The 19,316-nt window shown below is 66.8% G+C and carries 17 protein-coding genes; 11 read left to right on the top strand and 6 right to left on the bottom strand.

Going from position 1 to position 19,316, the window contains the following annotated elements:
* Positions 1-45 precede the first annotated feature (45 nt).
* A complete protein-coding gene (locus BKK81_RS22035) occupies positions 46-1,413 on the top strand; it encodes an HlyD family efflux transporter periplasmic adaptor subunit (RefSeq protein WP_231908194.1) in 1,368 nt (455 codons plus the stop codon).
* A gap of 307 nt (positions 1,414-1,720) precedes the next feature.
* On the opposite strand, the gene BKK81_RS22030 is transcribed toward BKK81_RS22035, so the two are convergent.
* The 3 genes from BKK81_RS22030 to BKK81_RS22020 are packed head-to-tail and all read right to left on the bottom strand — an operon-like array spanning position 1,721 to position 5,359.
* Positions 1,721-2,329 (bottom strand): PqiC family protein, encoded by a 609-nt coding sequence (locus tag BKK81_RS22030; protein WP_071017731.1) that lies wholly within the window; start codon positions 2,327-2,329, stop codon positions 1,721-1,723.
* Positions 2,326-3,957: a PqiB family protein gene (locus BKK81_RS22025; RefSeq protein WP_071017729.1), complete on the bottom strand. Its 1,632-nt coding sequence runs from the start codon at positions 3,955-3,957 to the stop codon at positions 2,326-2,328. The genes BKK81_RS22030 and BKK81_RS22025 overlap by 4 nt, the downstream gene beginning before the upstream one ends.
* Complete coding sequence (locus BKK81_RS22020) at positions 3,941-5,359, bottom strand: paraquat-inducible protein A (RefSeq protein ID WP_083384336.1); 1,419 nt, start codon at positions 5,357-5,359, stop codon at positions 3,941-3,943. Before BKK81_RS22020 ends, BKK81_RS22025 begins: the two co-directional genes overlap by 17 nt.
* Positions 5,360-5,486: 127 nt before the next feature.
* On the opposite strand from BKK81_RS22020, the gene BKK81_RS22015 reads away from it, so the two are divergent.
* The gene (locus BKK81_RS22015) at positions 5,487-6,194 is read left to right on the top strand and encodes a TetR/AcrR family transcriptional regulator (RefSeq protein WP_231908193.1); all 708 of its coding nucleotides are present in this window, start codon (positions 5,487-5,489) and stop codon (positions 6,192-6,194) included.
* Positions 6,195-6,210: 16 nt separating this feature from the next.
* On the opposite strand, the gene BKK81_RS22010 is transcribed toward BKK81_RS22015, so the two are convergent.
* A complete protein-coding gene (locus tag BKK81_RS22010) occupies positions 6,211-6,924 on the bottom strand; it encodes a TetR/AcrR family transcriptional regulator (protein WP_071017723.1) in 714 nt (237 codons plus the stop codon).
* Between the two features lie 305 nt (positions 6,925-7,229).
* Here BKK81_RS22010 and BKK81_RS22005 point away from each other — a divergent pair, with 305 nt between their 5' ends.
* The 4 genes from BKK81_RS22005 to BKK81_RS21990 are packed head-to-tail and all read left to right on the top strand — an operon-like array spanning position 7,230 to position 13,284.
* Complete coding sequence (locus BKK81_RS22005) at positions 7,230-8,327, top strand: efflux RND transporter periplasmic adaptor subunit (RefSeq protein WP_231908192.1); 1,098 nt, start codon at positions 7,230-7,232, stop codon at positions 8,325-8,327.
* Positions 8,324-11,377: an efflux RND transporter permease subunit gene (locus tag BKK81_RS22000; protein WP_071017719.1), complete on the top strand. Its 3,054-nt coding sequence runs from the start codon at positions 8,324-8,326 to the stop codon at positions 11,375-11,377. The genes BKK81_RS22005 and BKK81_RS22000 overlap by 4 nt, the downstream gene beginning before the upstream one ends.
* Positions 11,378-11,406: 29 nt before the next feature.
* The gene (locus tag BKK81_RS21995) at positions 11,407-12,762 is read left to right on the top strand and encodes a TolC family outer membrane protein (RefSeq protein ID WP_071021995.1); all 1,356 of its coding nucleotides are present in this window, start codon (positions 11,407-11,409) and stop codon (positions 12,760-12,762) included.
* A gap of 12 nt (positions 12,763-12,774) precedes the next feature.
* Positions 12,775-13,284 carry an MgtC/SapB family protein gene (locus tag BKK81_RS21990; RefSeq protein WP_335582883.1) on the top strand — a complete coding sequence of 170 codons (510 nt, stop codon included), beginning with the start codon at positions 12,775-12,777 and terminating at the stop codon, positions 13,282-13,284.
* A 291-nt stretch (positions 13,285-13,575) separates the two neighbouring features.
* On the opposite strand, the gene BKK81_RS36785 is transcribed toward BKK81_RS21990, so the two are convergent.
* On the bottom strand, positions 13,576-13,698 hold the full coding sequence (locus BKK81_RS36785) for a hypothetical protein (protein WP_257786973.1): 123 nt from the start codon (positions 13,696-13,698) through the stop codon (positions 13,576-13,578).
* On the opposite strand from BKK81_RS36785, the gene fur reads away from it, so the two are divergent.
* The 3 genes from fur to BKK81_RS21975 all read left to right on the top strand — a co-directional run bounded on the left by fur (position 13,697) and on the right by BKK81_RS21975 (position 15,356).
* Positions 13,697-14,143, top strand: coding sequence for a ferric iron uptake transcriptional regulator (fur, locus tag BKK81_RS21985; protein WP_071017717.1), 447 nt, complete (start codon positions 13,697-13,699; stop codon positions 14,141-14,143). The genes BKK81_RS36785 and fur overlap by 2 nt on opposite strands.
* Before the next feature lie 49 nt (positions 14,144-14,192).
* Entirely contained in the window at positions 14,193-14,450 is a 258-nt protein-coding gene (locus BKK81_RS21980; RefSeq protein WP_071017715.1) for a hypothetical protein, read from the top strand.
* An 87-nt stretch (positions 14,451-14,537) separates the two neighbouring features.
* The gene (locus BKK81_RS21975; protein ID WP_083384334.1) at positions 14,538-15,356 is read left to right on the top strand and encodes a MipA/OmpV family protein; all 819 of its coding nucleotides are present in this window, start codon (positions 14,538-14,540) and stop codon (positions 15,354-15,356) included.
* Positions 15,357-15,417: 61 nt separating this feature from the next.
* Here BKK81_RS21975 and BKK81_RS21970 read toward each other — a convergent pair whose 3' ends face one another.
* Positions 15,418-16,329 carry a DMT family transporter gene (locus BKK81_RS21970; protein ID WP_071017713.1) on the bottom strand — a complete coding sequence of 304 codons (912 nt, stop codon included), beginning with the start codon at positions 16,327-16,329 and terminating at the stop codon, positions 15,418-15,420.
* A gap of 484 nt (positions 16,330-16,813) precedes the next feature.
* On the opposite strand from BKK81_RS21970, the gene BKK81_RS21965 reads away from it, so the two are divergent.
* Both BKK81_RS21965 and BKK81_RS21960 read left to right on the top strand, forming a co-directional pair.
* Complete coding sequence (locus BKK81_RS21965) at positions 16,814-17,131, top strand: PadR family transcriptional regulator (protein WP_071017711.1); 318 nt, start codon at positions 16,814-16,816, stop codon at positions 17,129-17,131.
* Positions 17,132-17,359: 228 nt separating this feature from the next.
* Positions 17,360-19,312, top strand: a complete 1,953-nt coding sequence (locus tag BKK81_RS21960) for a sensor domain-containing diguanylate cyclase (protein ID WP_071017709.1) — start codon at positions 17,360-17,362, stop codon at positions 19,310-19,312.
* Positions 19,313-19,316 lie beyond the last annotated feature (4 nt).

Raw genomic sequence — 19,316 nt, 5'->3', positions numbered from 1 at the left:
CTGGCGGGCTTTTGTATTGTCATGCGCTGTTCGCTGGAGAACGCCATGCCCGACTCCCTCGAACCCGACTCGCTCGAACCCGATTCTCTCGAACACCGCCAGGACGTCAGCGGCCGTCCTGCGACGGCGCTCCACGGACCGACGCATGAGGGCCAGGTCGCCGATTGGCGCCGGCCCCTGGCCGCGCGGCCCCTGTGGCGGCTGCTGCCGCGCACGGCCGGCTACGGCTTCGTCCTGTTCGTCGTCTGGGCAGTGCTGACGGTGATGTTCCCCAATGTGTTCACGCGCAGTTCCGAACGTGCCGTGGTCAACAGCCCGGTGATCCTGATCACCTCTCCGGTGGAAGGCGTGGTGACCGGGCAGATGGTGGCGGCGGGCAGGCCCTTCCAGGCGGGCCAGGGCCTGATGACCGTGCAGAATCCCAATATCGACCGCTCCCTGCTGGTCGAGCTCACCGGCAAGAAGCTCGACAACCAGCAGCGCTACGACGCGGCCAAGGCCAAGCTCGAAGGCGAGCAGGCGCTGCTGGCCGCGAACACGCGCGACCTGCAGCGCTACCACGCCGCCGCGGAACAGGAGCATTCCGCCAACGTGCGCGCGCTGCAGGCGCGCCTGGCCGCCGCCAAGGCGCAGGTCGACCAGCAGGAGGAGGTGGTCAACCGCAACCAGGCCATGCAGTGGGCGGGCGCGGTCAGCGAGGCCTATACCAATGCCTCGCGCTACCAGCTCTCGGTGCTCAACAACGCCCGCGCCGCGGTCAAGGCCGAGCTGGACAATGCCGTGGGCAACCGCGAGGCCTCGAAGAGCAAGGTCTTCATCTCGGCCACCGACGGACCGGTGGCGGCGCTGCAGCAGCAGCATGTCCTGCTCAGCGCCGACATCGTGCAGCTGCAGGCGCAGATGCAGCAGCTGCAGGACTACGGCGCCTCGGTCGACAAGCTGATCGCCACCGAGCAAAGCCGGCTGGAGCGCTTGTCCAACCTCGAGATCCGCGCCACCGATGCCGGGGTCATCGAGGACGTCCTCGCCGCGCCCGGCACGCGCGTCGCCGCGGGCGCCACGCTGGCGCGCGCCAGCAACTGTTCGCAGACCCGGGTGGTGGCGGTGTTCCCGCGCAGCCTGAGCGACGACCTGCTGCCCGGCACCCGGCTGCGCGTCCATATCGACGGCGTGCCGTCCGAATTGCCGGCTGCGGTGGCCGATATCCTGCCGCGCGCGCCGGACGGCGAGCAGGCGCGCTATTTCGTGCCGTTCCCGCCCATCGAGAAGAACGAGATCTATGTGATCGCCAAGCTCGACAAGCCGCTGCCGGCCACACCCCGCCTGGCCACCGCCGACGCCGCGCAGCGCTGCGCGATGGGCCGCTGGGCGAAGGTGAGCCTGGTACGCAGCTGGCTGGGGACACGCCTTTGAGCAACAAGGGACTGCCGGTCGCTGCATCAATATCCTCGCTCGCTTGTTCAAGCGCGCGCCGCCAGGGTCAAGGTCGGCGGATTCGGTTCCGGTCCAGCACCGTGCCTGCAGGGCCAAGGCGTTCACGCAGGATGCGCGAGCCAACGCGAGCGGATCAAGGTTCACAAGCCCGACTCCGCCTCATTGACCGACGGCAGTTGGCGCAGGATCCGGCAACCGCAGAGCGAGTATTTCGTTAGCAGACAGATATGAAAAAAGCGGGCTCGCCGCCCGCTTCGCCGTACACATGGTGCGCGGTGTTTCATGCCTAGCGCTCAAGGGACTGCACGCTGGCGGCTATGTTGGTCGCGGTTGCGGCGAGGATCTCTCGGTACGCATTCACCACGCCGTCCACCTGCCCCGGTGCCGGCACTTCCATTTCAGTGCGGCCGCTCAGGACTTTGCCGTCCGGAAGTCGCCGCACGGTCCAGGTGATCGTTGCCGCGGCCCGCTTGCCCACATCGGCGTCAAGGCTGACCACCTCGGTTGTCACGCGGAACGCGGGCTGCGCCGCCGACAGGCCGTGCTGATAGACATCCACCGCATCAAGACTCGATTGCAGGTGCTGCGACAGCGCATCGCGTAGCTCGTCCGGCAATGAAGACGCCCAGCGCGATGTGTCGAGCAGCTCGACAACGCTGCCGGTGCCGTCACGCACCACCAACTGAGCGCGATTCAGGCGCTCCGGCACACGCACTGGCGTGACCTCGATCCATAGTGGCCCGCCGGTCCGGCTGGCCCGCCCGGTCACGGCCGCCGCGGCCTTGGCCGGGCTGGCCGCCAGCGTGTAGTAATGCGGCTCGGGCGACGCGCAGCCGTTCATCAGGGCCGCAGCCGCGAGGGCAGGTGGAAACAGCAGGGTCAGGCGTGTCATCATTTCTCTTCCCTCTTTCCTTGCAGGAGCGCTTCGGGATGCCGTTCGAGATAGTCGGTGAGCGTGCGCAGCGAAGCGGCAGTTCGTGTGAGTTCCTGCATCATCCGCCGTGTGTCCTGCTGCAGTGATGCGTCGGGCGCCAGCGCGCCATTGGCCGTGGCGAGCGTGCGGCGCGCATCCTCCAGCGCCGCCAGCACCTGCGGCGCCACATCGCCATTGACCTGTGCCACGAGCTTGTCCGCGTTGACGAGCATCCTGTTCATCGACACCATCGCCGTGCGCGCGTCCTGGCCGATCTGGTCGAACGGGACTTTGCCGATCTTGGTCACGATGTCACCAAGCTTGGCCTGCAGTTCGTCAAAGGTGCCCGGCGTGGTCGGGAGTTGTGGAGGCGACGCGTTCAGGTCAAGCTCATCGGGCAGAGGCGCTTTGGGAAAGAAGTCGAGTGCCACGTATAGCTGGCCGGTCAGCAGGTTGCCGGTGCGCAGCTGCGCACGCATGCCGCGCTGTACCAGGCTGTGCACGATGGCAAGCTTGCGTGTGTCGTCGGCCACGTCTTTCTCGCGCAGGCCCATGCGGGACGGATATAGCTCCACCACCACGGGCATGCGGAAGGCTTTCTTGTCACGCTGGTATTCGATACCGATCGAGCGTACCTGCCCGACCGTCACGCCGCGGAAATCGACAGGCGCGCCGGGCGACAAGCCGCGCACCGACTGATCAAAGTTGAGGACTGCCAGCGCGGGGGCGAGCTCCTCCGGTTCCTTCATGGCTTCGGACTGGTCGGCCGCCAGCAGGAACTCGGTGTTCTCCGCGGCTGCGGTATGCGCGGCCGAGCGCTCCGGGGCCTGGAATGCCACGCCGCCAAGCATCACGGTGACCAGCGACTGCGTGGATAGCTTCAGCCCGTTCGCGTCGAGCTTGAGGTCGACGCCGCTGGCATGCCAGAAGCGCGTATCGGCGGAGACGAGCTTGTCATAGGGCTTGTTGACGAAGACCCGCAGCGTGATGTCGCGGCCGTTCGGCTCGAGCTGGTAGGCCACTACATGGCCGACTGGCACACGACGATAGTAGACCGGTGAGCCAATGTCGAGCGAGCCCAGGTCTTGCGCGCGGAGCACGAACTGCCTGCCCGAGGCATCGGTGGTGATGACGGGGGGGACTTCGAGCCCGGTGAAGCTGTGCGCCGTCTCGGCAGACTTGCCCGCATCCACGCCGATATAGGCGCCGGACAGCAGCGTCTCCAGCCCCGACACGCCGCTGATGGCAAAGCGCGGCCGAACCACCCAGAAACGTGTATCGGCCACGGCGAAGTTCCTGGCGTCCTTTGTCAGTTCAATGGTCGCGATCACATGAGAGCGGTCCGCCGCCAGCCGTGCCGCTTTGACCAGGCCGATATCGACGTCCTTGTAGCGCACGGGGGTTTTACCGGGCGTCAGGCCTTCCGCGGTGTGGAATGTGACGGTGATTTCCGGCCCGCGCGACGTCAGTGTGTGGATCAGCAGCGAAAGTCCGACCACCGCGGCAACGATGGGAATCAGCCAGACCAGCGAAGGCAGCCAGCGCGCGGGCGGCCTGCGGTCCGGCAGCGGTATGCTTTGCGGCGTGGGAGGATCAATGTGTTCCGGCATGGTCGGCTTGCGAAGAATCGAGGGAATGGGGCGGCGAATCGAAGGTATCCCACAGCAGGCGGGGATCGAAACTCAATGATGCGAGCATGGTCAGTACGACCACCGCGGCAAAGGCCAGGGCGCCGGCCCCTGGGGTGATGGTGGCGAGCGCCCCGGCCCGTACCAGCGATGCCAGCAGTGCCACCACGAAGATGTCGAGCATGGACCACCGGCCGATGACTTCGACCAGCGCGTAGAGCCTGGTCTGCTCCCGGATGCGCCAGGTTGAGCGGCGGCGCACCGTCAGTAACAGCAGCGTCAGGATCATCATCTTCAACAGCGGGACGACGACGCTGGCGATCAGCACGACCAGAGACAGCAGGTGCGAGCCCGACAGCCACAGATAGACCACGCCTGACAGGATGGTGTCGTGCTGGGTGCCGAAGATGGACTGCGTCACCATGATCGGCAGCAGGTTGGCCGGGATATAGAGCAGGTAGGCGGACAGCAGAAAGGCCCAGGCACGGGTCATGCTGGCGGGCTTTCGACGATGCAGTACAGCGCCGCAGCGCGGACAGGGAGCTCCTGCCAGCGCCATCGGACTGAGCAGAGCACACGCATGGCACGCCAGCAGGCCCTGCGCGGTCGCGGTCGGGTGGTGCGGCCGGTGCGCGCTCATGACGCGGTATCCGGGGGGGCGGCTGGCACCCTGTCCGTCCCGCGCACATCGAGGTGGTGCCAGATGGTGCCAGAGGTCGCACGGGGGGAACGACAGGATGGCGGCGAGGACCGCCACCAGTGCGCCGAACGACCAGAGCGCCACGCCCGGCAGCACCTGCGCGACGGTAGAGAGTTTCACCAGCGTGACAAGCACCCCGATCATGAACACCTCGATCATGCCCCAAGGGCGGGTCAGCAGGATGGCGCGCGCGATGCGATGGAACGCGCGCGGCTTGCGGTGCCGGGCCATCGGCACGAGCAGGAAGCCCATCATGAGCAGCTCGGCCAACGGCAGCAGGAGCGTGGTGGCGAACACGAGCAGGGCCACCAGCGGCATGTCGTCCGTGTAGAGCACCTGTATCGCGCCCCACAGGGTGGTCTCCATGCGCGTGCCCTTGAGGTCCATGGCGACGATCGGGTACATGTTGGAGATCAACAACAGGACCACGGCCGTCACGACGAGCGGCAGCAGGCGGCGGTAGGCCCGCGTACTGTCGCGATACAACTCCGCGCCGCAGCGCCGGCAGATGGCCCGTTCCCCCGTCTCCATTGCCGTGCGGACGTGAAGTGCGTCGCAATGCTCGCACGCGATCAGCCGATGTCGATCCTGGCCCGGAGGCAGCGGAGGCAGCGGAGACAGGGGGGGCTGATGCACGGCAGGAATCCAGGGAGCAGGACGATGAAGTCCGGCATTCTGCTCCATACTGACTACATTGTCATGATGACATACATTATCTTACAAAGGACGTGGGCGAGCCGCGGGCGTGCAGGATGCTGTCCCGCGCTGTGCCATAATCGCCCGTCAAACAAGCTCGCTCCTCCTATCGAAGATGTCCGCCGATCCCGAATTCCAAGACCATCGTCCACGCGTTGCTGCTGAACGGCGTGCGCGGATGCGCAGGCGTCTCATCGAAAGTGCGATGATCGTCTTTGCGCAGCGGGGCATTGGCTCCAGCGTGATTCCGGAGGTCATCGCAGCGGCCGGGGTCTCGCAGGGCTCCTTCTATAACTACTTCCGCACCAACGATGATCTGCTTGCGGCCGTCAGCGATGCGCTCAGTCACGATATGGTGCAGATGATCGATGGCGTCGTGGGCGAAGTCGAGGATCCGGCGCTGCGCGTTGCGACCGCCGGTCGGCTGTATCTGCACCTTGTGCGCACTTATCCGGTGGTGGCGCGGTTTCTTTCCAGCACGGGTTTCAGTCTCGTCGGCAAGCAGAGCGCGATCTATGAACACCTGCCCACGGATATCAAGGAAGGCGTGAAGCGCGGCACGTTCGGCGAGGACGCCGCCGACGTGGGACTGGACCTGGCGACGGGCGCGGTGCTGATCGCCGTCCAGCGCATTGCTAACGGCAGAACGGCCAGGGATTATCCCGAGCGCATCGTCCGTGCGGTGTTGAGAGCGCTTGGCGCACCGGCATCGAGCGCTGCAAAGCTGGTCGCAGCACCCCTGCCGAAGCTGGTCGCGGCTCCGGAATCTCTCCTCAAGACGGCGCAGCAGCGGCTCGCCGCGCTCGCCGAAGCCGACAGTTAGCGATCGCGCGCCGCGCCTATGACGCGTCGCTGATCGTTTCGCCGAGCATGTCCTCGAACAGCACGATGTTCGCGCTTAGCGGCGAACTCGATATGGCGTCGGCCGTCGCGCTTTCCACGCCCAGTGCGCGCAATGCCACCGCGGCGGCAAGTTCCGAAAAATCATCGGCGCACTCGGTCTCCAGCATGCGGTGCATCGCACTCATTGCCGCGCCCGTCACGATGTTGAAGGCCAGCGTGACCGGCATGCGCGCGAAGCGATTGCGGCGCATCCCTTCTTCTATGTCCCGGCGGACAAATTCCAGCATATTCGGCGCCTGCTGACCCGCCCAGCCGAACTGTCCCAGGATGCCCGCCACGCCGGGCTGGTGTACCGCCAGCATCGAGGCCAGGCGTATGCCGATGGCGATGTGTTCGGCAGGATCGTCATGGCTCCGCACGATGGGGTCGGCCACTCGCACCCACTGTTCGGCGACCCTCCCGATCAGTTCGCGCATGATCGCATCGGACGACGGAAAGTACTTGTAGAACGTTCCGCGCGACACCTGCGCCGCGGCGATGATGTCGTCGATCGAAGGCGATGCGGTGCGATTCTCCACAAGCAACTGCAAGGCACTGCTCAGCAACAGCGAACGCATGCGCTGGCGCCGCCTGGCCGCAACGCGCTGACGATGGTCGATCGCCTTCCACGGCTCTCCTTCAGCGGCAAATCCCTTCTCTATCACGGTCATTGATCTGTTCTCTCCTCGGGAGCACGGATCGGCAGGGCCGCACGCGCCTTCTCCGCCTCATGCGCTTGCGCCCTGCCGATGATGCATCACCCACAACATAATAAATTGTACGTCATCCTGACATCCAAGTCAGTATGATGTATATTTCGGGCTCTTGGGAAGGGCGAATGCCCGAACAGGCCTGCTGTCGCTGATGCCCAGAACGAGTCCGTTGCATTGGCTCGGTGGCGCGAACCGCTGATGACTCGCAGGCGAGTGACGTACCCACTGGAGCGTAGAAATTGAACAGGAATCATCGAGCAGCAGTGCTCACCCTCATCGCGGCAGCGAGCCTGCTGGCGGCGTGCACGAAGAAGCCCGCGTCTGAACACACGGACGTGAGACCGGTACGGACCGTGGTCGTCGGGCGCAGCAACGGCACGGTCGGCGCGAACTACTCGGGCGAAATTCGCGCGCGTTACGAAAGCCAGCTGGGATTCCGCACGGCGGGCAAGGTCGTCGCCCGGATGGTGGAAGTGGGCAGCCATGTCAAGCGCGGCCAGCCGTTGTTGCAGCTCGATCCCACCCAGGAGACGTTGCAGGTGGCGGCGGCTGGCGCCGAGGCCGATGCAGCGAGAAGCCGCGTGGCCCAGGCACGGGTCGACGTGAAACGTACCGAGCAACTGCTGGCGCAGAACTTTGCCTCGCAGGCCGAGCTGGACCAGCAGCGCCTGGCGCTCAATCAGGCCGAAGCCCAGTTGCGCTCGGCCCAGGCGCGCCAGCAACTGAACGCCAATATGCGCGGGTTCACCACGCTCGTGGCCGACCGCGATGGCGTGGTCAGCGCCATCAACGCGGAAGCCGGCCAGGTGGTGGCGGCCGGCCAGTCGATTGTCACCGTTGCGGCCGACGGCGAGCGCGAGGTGTCGATCAGCATTCCCGAGTCGCGCGTAGACGAACTGCGCAAGGCCACGACGCTCACGATCACGGTGTGGGCACATCCGGAAAAGTCGTGGAGCGGCAAGCTCCGCGAGCTTGCGCCGGACGCTGACAGCGTCACGCGCACGTACTCTGCGCGCGTTTCGATTCTGGACGCTGACGCCGATCCCAGCCTCCTGCGTCTGGGTATGACCGCTTCCGTCATGGTTCCAGACGTGAACGGCAGTGGCGCGATGCGCGTGCCGCTGACCGCCATCGTCGATCACGAGCGTGGTCGCCAGGTGTGGGTGGTGGACCCTAAGACGTCAAGGGTGACAGCGCGTGAAGTGAAGCTTGGCGCTGCGCAGAACGACAGCGTCATTGTGGTGGCGGGTCTGGCAGGCGGCGAGACGGTGGTGAGCGCCGGCGTGCATATGCTGCAGCCCGGCCAGCAGGTGAAGGTGGCGAAGGCGGTGGCCCTGGCCCAGGCGGGAGGTTCGAAGTGAAAGGCGTCAATCTGTCCGAATGGGCGCTCAAGCACCCGCAGATGATCGCATTCCTGTTGTTGCTGTTGTCGGTGGCCGGGGTGCTGGCCTACGGCAGCCTGGGCCAGAAGGAAGACCCCGAGTTCACGATCAAGACGATGGTGGTGCAGGCCTACTGGCCGGGAAGCTCCGCGCAGCAGATGGCCGACCAGGTTGCCGACAAGCTTGAGCGCAAGTTGCAGGAGGTGGCGGAGATCGACTATACGTCCACCTACGTGAAGCCGGGGGAGACGCAGATCAAGGTCAACCTGCGCGAGGAAGTACCGCGCTCCGCCGTACCGGGTGTGTGGTATCAGGTCCGCAAGAAGATAGGTGACATCCGCCAAACCCTGCCGCAGGGCACGCAGGGGCCCTTCTTCAATGACGAGTTCGGGGACACGTTCGGCAATCTCTACGCCATCACCGGCGACGGATTCAACTATGACGACCTGCGACGGATCGCCGATGCCGCGCGTAACGAGTTCCTTCGCGTCGACGACGTCAACAAGGTCGACCTGGTCGGCAAGCAGGAACAGAGTATCTATGTGGAAGTCTCCACTGCCAAGCTCGCTTCGTTGGGGATCGATCCGGCACTGATTGCCCAGACCCTGGCGCAAACCAACGTGGTGACGTCGGGCGGGACGGTGCAGACCAGCGCCGAACGGGTGCGGCTGGACGTGAGCGGCGAGTTCGACTCCGTCGAGGGCATCCGCGCCATCGGCATCCGTGCCGGCCAGCGCACCTTCCGGCTGGGCGATATCGCTGATGTACGTCGCGGTTTCGTGGAGCCGGCCACCTCGCGGATGCGCTTCAACGGCAACGAGGCCATCGGTCTTGCGGTGAGCATGCGCAAGGGCGGTGACGTGATCCGGCTCGGCACGAAGCTCGATGAAACGGTGAAGCGCATCGAGTCCACACTGCCGGTCGGGGTGCAGATTCATGCGGTCAGCGACCAGCCGCGCATCGTCGAGCATTCCGTTTTCGAGTTCAAGAAGAGTCTCGCCGAGGCGGTGGTCATCGTGCTCGTGGTGAGTTTCCTGTCGCTGGGCCTGCGGACGGGACTGGTCGTTGCACTGAGCATCCCGCTCGTGCTGGCCATGACGTTCCTGGCGATGTACGTGATGGGGATCGACCTGCAACGCATCTCGCTCGGTGCGCTGATCATCGCGCTCGGGCTGCTGGTCGACGACGCCATCATCGCCGTCGAAATGATGGCGCTGAAGCTCGAGCAGGGCTGGGACAAGTTCCGCGCCGCCACCTACGCCTACACGGCCACTGCATTCCCGATGCTCACCGGCACGCTGATCACGGCGGCGGGCTTTCTTCCGGTCGGCTTCGCCAAGTCCGGCACCGGCGAGTATGTGTACTCGCTGTTTCAGGTGGTGGGAATCTCGCTGCTGCTGTCGTGGATCGTGGCCGTGCTGTTCACGCCATACCTCGGTTTCAAGCTGTTGAAGGCGCATGCGCACGCCTCGCATGACGAGGAGGCGGTCTACCAACGCGGCTTCTATGTCAAGTTCCGCCGCTTCATCGATTTCTGCCTGAGACAGCGCGTGTGGGTGCTCGGCATCACGCTCGCCGCGTTCGTGGGCGCGCTGGTGCTGTTCAAGGCAGTGCCCCAGCAGTTCTTTCCGGCATCGGACCGGGCCGAGCTGATCGTGGACATGTGGATGCCGGAGGCCTCGACGTTCGAGGCGAGCCAGAGCGAGGTGCGCAAGCTCGATGCGATGCTCAAGGGCGATCCGGACATCGCCGCGGTGACCAGCTTCGTGGGGAATGGCGCGCCGCGCTTCTACCTGCCGCTCGATGCACAGACGCCGAACCTGAACCTGGGCGAGATGATCGTGATGACCAAGGGCGGCGAGGCACGTGAGCGCGTGAAGGAAAAGCTCGAGAAGCTCTTCGCGGAAGACTTTCCCAACGTACGTGGCCGCGTCAACCGGCTCGAGAACGGTCCGCCTGTCGGTTACCCGGTGCAGTTTCGCGTGTACGGGCAGGACAACGACAAGGTCCGTGCCATCGGGGACAAGGTGGCGGCCATCATGCGTGAGGAGCCGCACGTGCGCCAGGTCAACCAGGACTGGGGCGAGCGCATCAAGCGCGTGCAGGTCGACGTCGATCAGGACAAGGCACGTGCGCTGGGCGTCAGCTCAGGCCAGATCAAGCAGGCGCTGGAGGCATCGATCTCGGGCACGCCGATCACGCAGTTCCGCGAGGAGGACCAGGATATCGACGTTGTATCGCGCCTCGTCGCAGCGGAGCGCACGGACCTGAACAACCTGAAGGACGCCAAGATCTATGTGCGCGACGGCAAGTTCGTGCCGGTCTCGCAGGTGGCCCGCCTCACGCTCGCCAGCGAGGAAGGTGAGCTGTGGCGGCGCAACCGCGTGCCGACGATGACCGTGCGTGCCGATATCGCCGGGGCGCAGGCGCCCGACGTCACGCGTGCGTTGCAGCCCAGGATCGACGCCCTCGAGAAGGATCTGCCGCTCGGTTACGGCATTGAGATCGGCGGTGCGGCGGAATCGAGCGCGAAGGCACAACGCTCAGTGTTTGCTGTGATGCCCTTGACCATTATCGCGGTGCTCGTGCTGTTGATGATCCAGTTGCAGGACATGAAGAAGATGGCGATTGTCCTGATGACCGCGCCGCTCGGCCTGATCGGTGTGAGCGTGGTGCTGGCCGCCTTCCGGATTCCGTTCGGTTTCGTTGCGATGCTCGGTGTCATCGCGCTCGCTGGCATGATCATCCGCAACTCGGTGATCCTGGTCGTGCAGATCGACGAGGACGTGCGCGCCGGCGTTCCGCTGTGGACGGCCATCGTCGAGGCGGCGGTGCGGCGTTTGCGGCCGATCGTGCTGACGGCACTGGCGGCCATCCTGGCGATGGTGCCGCTCACCCATTCTGTGTTCTGGGGCCCCATGGCGTGGGCAATCATGGGCGGCCTCGCCGTGGCCACGGTGCTGACGCTCGTGTTCCTTCCCACCTTGTATGCGACGTGGTACCGGGCCAAGCGCCCCGCGACCGTCTGATCGCGGATCGGATGTTGAGAGTGATTGTGATGAAGCGATTGAATATGGCCCTGCGGGCCGGACAGGTGGCCCTCGGCTGCATGCTTTTCCTGAGCGCCGGGGATTCCGGCGCGATCGACCTCGTGGGCGCCTATGAGCAGGCGTTGGCGCATGATCCGACAACCCTTGCCGCGAACGATGCGCTGACGGCCGGGCAGGAGAAGGCCGTGCAGGGCCGCGCCCTGCTGCTTCCCAGCGTCAGATTGCAGGGGGGAGTGGGCCGGACCGTGGTGCATGCGTCCGCGGCTGACGACGGCGCGTCGCTGATCTCGCCCAATACTTCGGGCACCTTGAGGCAGGCCGGCGTGGTGCTGGTGCAGCCGATATACGACCGCGGCGCGGTGGCGGCGAAGAAGCAACTGCGCGAGCAGACGAACCTGGCGCAAACACAGTTCGGCCAGTCGCGCCAGGATCTCGCCCTGCGTGTGGCCGAAGCCTACTTCGGCGTGGTACTGGGCGAGGAGACGCTACGCGTGGTGCAGGCCGAGAAGGCGGCCCTGCGGCAGCAGCGCGACCGCGCCAGGGCCCGCTTCGACATCGGGCAGGGCAAGATCACCGACCTACATGAGGCCCAGGCGCGCCTGGACGGCGTGGAGAGCCGTGAAGTGACGGCGCAATCCGCGCTGGAGCAGCGTCGCACGCGCTTCCAGGAGATCGTCGGCACGTCGCCCGATCAACTAAGCGGGCTCGCGTCCCGCTTTGTGCCACGGCCGCCGGAGCCGGACAATCTCGCGGCGTGGCAGGCCAGGGGGGAAGAGCAGAGCTTCCTCGTCAAGACCCGGCAGTCGGAACTCGACATTGCCGGCGCCGAGATCGACAAGTACCGTCTCGCCAGCCGCCCGACCGTATCGCTCGTGGCGGGTTACACCACACAAGGGCAGAGCGGCAATCTGGCTCCCTGGGTTGCGGCCAATACGCGCTCCGCGACGGTGGGGTTGCAAGTCAACATTCCGCTGTACGCAGGCGGCGGACTGGACTCGCGCGAGCGGGAGTCCGTTGCGAAGAAGAGCCAGGCCGAGCAGCAGCTTGCTGCGGCCCGGCGCGATGTGCGCCTGAGCGTGCAGGACGGGTTTCTGTCGGTGAAGACCGGCGTGTCGCGTATCGCTGCACTTGAGCAGTCGTTGACGTCGGCGCGTAGCGCGCTGGCGGCGACGACCCTTGGCCGGGACGTTGGCACCCGCACCGAGCCCGACGTGCTCGACGCGCAGCAGCGCGTGTTCGCCGCTGAATTGGACGTGGTGCAAGCACGGCTGGACTACCTGCTCGGCCGCCTGCGGCTTGCCGCAGCGACGGGCGAATTGAGCGAGGACACCCTCCGTTCGCTCAGCGACTGGCTCGCTTCCTGACCAGGACCTCCCATGCTCGGTGATCTGCAGCACTATTGGAGCGGTAGCTTCCTGGCCGCCAACGCGTTCATCGGCTTGAACCTGGTGGGCGCGTTGCTGCTCGGCATGCTGGTGGGCTACGAGCGGTCGTACAACGGTCGTGCCGCCGGCATGCGCACCTATGGGCTCGTCTGCATGGCGTCCACCGCGCTGACCGTGTTCGTCGGTCACGCGCCGCTCTGGTACGGCGGCACCACAGCGCACATCCAGGCAGATTCGGCACATGCCATCCAGGGCGTCATCACCGGCATCGGCTTCCTCTGCGCCGGGGTCATCATGAAGGACGGCATGCGCGTCCGCGGCCTGACGACCGCTGCATCTGTCTGGGCCGTTGCCGCGACGGGCGTGCTCCTTGGGGTTGGATTCTATGCCGCTGCGCTGCTGCTCGCCGTCCTATGCGTGGGCTCGATGTCTCTGGTGCATCCGCTGGAGTCTCGGCGGGAGAACGCGGAAGGGATTTCCATCCGCCAAAAAACCGCTTGAAATGAGATTAATTCCCATTTACAATGCGTTCCATCGTTCAGCGCGCAAGCGAAAGCAGCGCAAGGGAAGCGGTGGAAGGCAGCGGCAAACCCTGTCCTCCTCCATCCCCCAGCCGGCGCCGCGAACGAACAGGATTCCGGTAGCGTCGCCCTCGGCGGCGCACCCAACCGTCTTTTGTGGGGACCGCTCCGTCACGCGGAGCGTTTGGCAGTAGCCAGTCGTCAGAGGACCGGTGCGGCAATGAGACCCGCCAATCCGGTCGCTACTCGGGCGACAAGCCAGGCCACCTTTTTATTCCTGCGCGCCGTGGCTGCCACGGCGCGCGCCGCTCGGGGCGTCGCGCAGCGGCCCGGTGGTCTGCCAGGCCTCCGCGCGGCGTCCCGGCCATCCGCCCTTGCCGGGCTTGTGCCGCATGCTTATGCCACCCGATAGCTCCGATCCCATCGACCTGAAGCGCGCCGGCCTGAAGGCCACCTCGCCGCGCATGCGCGTGCTGGAGGTGTTCCGCGCCAGCACCCAGCGCCACCTGAGCGCCGAAGAGGTCTATCGCGCGCTGCTGTCGCAGGACCTCGATGCCGGGCTGTCGACCATCTACCGCGTGCTCAACCAGCTGGTGCAGGCGAACATCCTGGTGCGCCGCACCTTCGAGTCCGACCATGCGGTGTTCGAGCTCAACGAGGGCGGCCACCACGACCACCTGATCTGCGTGAGCTGCGGCCGCGTCGAGGAGTTCACCGACGAGGGCATCGAACGGCGCCAGCGCGAGGTGGCCTCGGCCAAGAACTTCGCGCTGCGCGAGCACATGCTGGTGCTGTACGGCCTGTGCCCGGCGTGCCACGCGCGCGAGTCGCTGGACTGAAGACCGGGGCCGGCGCGCCCCGCCACCCGCATCCATCGGAGGCTGCACCATGGCCCGCAGCAGCAAGCCGCTCCCCGAACTCAGGCAGATGCTGGCGCAATGCCTGCTCGAAGTACCCGGCTGCGGCGACTGCGAGTTGCGCGCGGTCTGCGTGCATCGCCCCGACCATACCGGCTGCAACTGGAGCGCGGAGGTCGACTTCCCTGCGCGCGGCGAGGAGGAGGCGGTGCGCGACCTGCCGCGGGCCCGCCGCGTGATCGTGCTGATGCGCGAACGCTACAACGTCGTGCCGGGCAGCGCTGCCTGAAGCACGCGGGACGCTGCGGCGGGGCGCGCGCGGTTAGAATTGGCGCCGCGCGCCGCTGCCGCGGCGGCATGACCTTCCCGCCCTCGCATGCTCCCTGCTTTTTCCCCGCGCCGCTGCGCGCTTGCCGCCGGCCTGCTGCTGTGCGGCCTGTTCCTGTCCGGCCAGGCGTCGGCACAGGCCGATGCCCCGGCCGAGGCGAAACCGGACGCCCCCGCCGGCAACTGGAAGATCGCCGCCGGCCCGGGCGTCTACGTCGCGCCCGACTTCCCCGGCTCGCGCCACGCGCTGGTCTATCCCATCGTCTACCAGGACATCGACTACGCCGGGCGCTTCTTCTCGCGCGGCTTCGATTTCCTCGGTGCCTACCTGCTCAACAACGATGTGTGGCAGGTCGGCGCCGACTTCCAGCTCGACCCCACCTGGCGCCGCGCGCGCGACGATGCGCGCCTGAACGGCCTGGGCGACGTGCAGATGACGGTGCGCGCGCGCGCTTTCGCGCAGGCGCAGATCTCCTTCGTCACACTGTCGGCCGACCTGGCGCAGGACATCGGCGGCCAGAAGCAGGGCCTGATCGCCAACGGCGACGTGCTGTTCAGCCTGCCGGCCGGCAAATGGCTGTTCACGATGGGCCCGGGCGTGACCTGGGGCAACGGGCAGTACATGCGCACCTTCTTCGGCGTGAACGCGCAGCAGAGCCGGGATTCGGGCCTGCCGGTGTACAGCGTGGGGGCCGGGCTGCGCGAGTGGCACGCCAACGCCATCGTCAGCTACGACATCTCGCGCCGCTGGTCGGCGCTGGGGGCGGTGACCTTCGCCCGCTTGCGCGGCGATGCCGGGGCCAGCCCGATCACGGAGCGGCGCCAGCAATGGACCGCGATGGGCGCGCTGACCTATCGCTTCCGCTGACGGTCTCGGCGACAGTCCCGCGACGCGGGGTGGCGTCCCGCCCTGCCGCCCTGCGCGGCACTCAGCTGCGCGCGGCGGACGGTGCCGCCACCGGCGCGGCCGGCCGCAGCACCAGCCAGACGGCGCCGCCGATCAGCGCGCCGCCGGCCAGGTGGGCCCAGGACAACCGCTCGCCCAGGAACAGCGCCCCCCACACCACGCCGAACGGCGGAATCAGGAAGGTCACGGTCAACGAGCGCACCGGACCGAGGTCGGCGATCAGGCGGTAGTAGAGGATGTAGGCGATGGCGGTACACAGCATGCCCACGGCGACCATCGCGCCCCATACCGTCGGCCCGGCCAGCGGCAGCGTATTGTGCTGCCACAGCGAGACGGCGCTGAACGGCAGCAGGAAGAGCGTGGCGCCCACCATGCTGCCCGCCGCCACCAGGCGGCTGTCGAGGCCGCCGCGCGCCGTGATCCACTTGCGCGCCAGGAAGCCGGCCAGGCCGTAGCAGGCGGTCGCCACCAGGCAGGCTGCCGCGCCCAGCAGCACCTGCGCCGTGAAGGCCACGGGACCGCTGCGCGTCAGCACCGCCACGCCGGCCACGCCGAGCACCACGCCGAGCGCCTTGGCACGCGTCAGCCGTTCGGCGAAGAACAGCGTCCCGATCAGCACTCCCATCAGCGGCGTCATGGCATTGAACACGGCCGAATAGCCGGCCGGCAGCCACAGCGCGGCCACCGCGTACATGACGAAGGGGATGCCGGAGTTGATCACGCCCAGGGCCATCACCGCCGGCCATTTGCCCCGCATGTCCCAGCGCACGCGCAGCAGCACCAGGCAGCCGGCCAGCGTGACGGCACCGATCAGCACGCGCAGGAAGGCCGCGGTCAGCGGGCCCAGCACGGGAGCGCCGATGCGGATGAAGAGGAAGCTGGCGCCCCAGATGGCGGATAGCGCCAGCAGGCGGGCGAGGTCGGAGACGGTCATGGCGGGGGAAAAGGCGTCGATGGCAGTGGGAATCCGGAGTTGCCCGGTGTTGCCATTACAGCACCGCTGGCAGCCGCTTGCTGGCTGATTTCGGACATTTCCCCACGCCGGCCGCCAGCGCATGATGCAAGGATTGGGGCCGGGGGCCAGTCCCGGCCGAACCGGCCTGCCCGCCAGAGGGAAATGCGGCGATCGGCAGGAGAAAGACGCCGGATGCGGGCGCGATGTGCGCGGTTATCACCTTGCGAGGGCGGGACCCTGGACTCCTCCCCCACTGAAGAAGGGAGTGTGATACAGGATGGTGACAACCTGTATTAAGCAGATTTAAAATCTGATCTGCGCCAGAGTTAATTGACCCCTCCGACGCATTCCCGACAAGCCGCCACGGACGTGGCGGCTTCTTTTTTTGCCGCTCTATGCGGCGCACGGTTCACAACTATAATTCAAAGTCAACCGTTGGCGTACATGCTGCGTTTGCAGCGTCATGAAACGACAGTTCCTTGGCTTGCTAGCCCGAGTCTACGTCCTCCAGTTCGCGTTCGAGGTGCCGGCCACCGTGGCCATGCTCGCGGACATGCTGATGGAGTATGGCTTCCAGGTGGATATCGGCTCCGTCCGGCCGCTGCTGCGCGCGCTGCAGATGGATGGGTATATCGAGAGCGTGCTGCGCGACGGCATCGGGCGCGTCTACCTCATCACCGAACGCGGTCGCGAGGAGTTGCGCAACAGCCGCTCCCAGCTCGACCAGTTGTACCGCCGCCTGCATTCGCGCGGCGACGCCTCCGAAGCCACACAAGGCTGATAAGGCTGATAAGGCTGACAAGGCTGAGCCGGGCGCAGCGCATTGCCGGAGCGGGGCATGGCGTGGCATGCGTACCCGTTTCTGCGTGGCGGCGACGATCCCGGCGAGGCGCGGGGCTCCCACTGCCAGCAGGATGTGCTAGCGTAGTCACTGCGGCTGTTGCTGCACGTTTCTCGTTTGCGCGGCATCCAGTGTGATGTCTGCAGCGCTCCGCCAACGTCGGCCTGCATGACCTTCCTACCGCTTTCGCTGAAAACACGCATCGCGCTGAGCACCGTGGCGATCGCTACGGTCTTCAGCGCCGGCATTGCGCTGGCCTCGCTGTATTTCGCCCAGCGCGACGTGCGGCAGGCGCTGCAGGACCAGCAGGACTCCATCGTCGAGCTGGCCGTCAAGCAGCTCGACACCTCGATGAACGACCGCATCACGCTGCTCGAGCACGTGGCCGCGCAATTGTCCGGCCACCTCGACGAGGGCCCGGCGCGGCTGCGCGAACTGGCCCAGCGCAGCGTCCCGGTGCCGGCCAGCTTCGACGGCGTGGTGGTGGCCGATGCACAGGGCCGCGTGCTGACCCGCAGCGGCGAGCTGGTCGGCATCGGCGACCGCGACTATTTCCTCGAACTGGCGCGCACCCTGCAGCCGGTCGTGTCCGCGCCGCTGCGCGCGCGCGTGAACGGCAGCAGCGGCGTGCTGGTCAGCGTCCCCATCTTGTCGCGCGACGGCGCCTTCCGCGGCCTGGTGGGCGGCTGGCTCGACCTGTCGCGCTCGAATTTCCTGGTGGAGCTGGGACATAGCCGCCTCGGTACCAGCGGCTACTATTGCCTGGTGTCCGCCGGCAGGCACCCGGTCTACGTGCAGCATCCGGACAGCGCGCTGACCCTGCGGCCGGCGCATGCGATCGGCGATACCTGCGGCAGCCCCAACCGGGCCGGCGCCCTCGAGTTCCTGCTGCCGCGGCGCCCCGTCATCGCGCGCTACCTGATGGCGAGCACCGGCTGGGAACTGGTCGCGGTGCTGCCGGCACAGGAGGCCTTCGCGCCGCTGCACCAGCTCGAACTGCTGGTGCTGTACCTGCTGCTGGCGGCGGTCGGCTGCGGCGCGGTGCTGATGTGGCTGGTGGTGCGCCACATGCTGGCGCCGCTGACACGCCTGCACCAGGTGGTGCGCGACAGCGCCCATGACCCGGCCGCCTATGCGCGCCTGCCGCAGCAGGGCGGCGACGAGATCCACGACCTCGGACGCGCCTTCGGCCTGCTGATGCGCGAGCTGGAGCGCCGCCGCGAGTTGCTCGACGCCAACGAGCGGCGGCTGCGTGCCGTCACCGACACCCTGCCGTCGCTGCTGGCCTTCGTCGACACCGACCAGCGCTACCTGTTCAACAACCTGGCCTATGAGCATGCCTATGGCATCCCGCTCGACCGGCTGCGCGGCATGACGGTCCGGGAAGTGATAGGCGAGTCACGCTATCGCGTGGTCGAGCCGCATATGCGCCAGGCCCTGGCGGGCACCGCCGCCACCTTCGAGCTGGAGGAGAACGAACCGTCCTATCGCTGCCTGGAGGTCCAGCTGCGGCCGGAATGGAATGCCGGCAACGACCAGGTGGTGGGCGTCCATGTGCATGTCATGGACGTCACCCAGCGCAAGCTGGAGACGCTGCGCCTGTCGCGCATCTCGCGCCTGGACCACCTGACCCAGCTGCTGAACCGCAGCGGTTTCGAGAAGCGCCTGCAGGAGGCCATGGCGCGCAGCCGCGGCCAGCAGCGTCTGATGGCGCTGTGCTACCTCGACATGGACCGCTTCAAGGCAGTCAACGACTTCCACGGCCACGGCATCGGCGACCTGCTGCTGCAGGCCTTCGCGCGGCGCGTGCAGCGCTGCGTGCGCCAGGGCGACGCGGTCGCGCGCCTGGGCGGCGACGAGTTCGCCGTGATCCTCGAGGACCTCGGCAGCGCCGCGGCGGCCCGGCGCGTGGCGCAGGCCATCGTCGAGTCGGTCGGGCGCCACTTCCATATCAACGGCATCGTCGCCGACGTCGACGTCAGCATCGGCGTGGCGCTCTACCGCGGCGCCCCGATGGCCGACCACGAACTGCTGCGCGCGGCGGACGTGCTGCTGTACCGCGCCAAGGCGGCCGGGCGCGGGCGCTACGAGATCGGCCCGGACGAACTGGCCGGCGCCTGAGCCG

Source organism: Cupriavidus sp. USMAHM13 (genome assembly GCF_001854285.1).
Lineage (GTDB): Bacteria > Pseudomonadota > Gammaproteobacteria > Burkholderiales > Burkholderiaceae > Cupriavidus > Cupriavidus malaysiensis.
The sequence above is the reverse complement of the archived record's forward strand: the minus strand, read 5'-3'. Positions and strand labels throughout refer to the sequence as shown.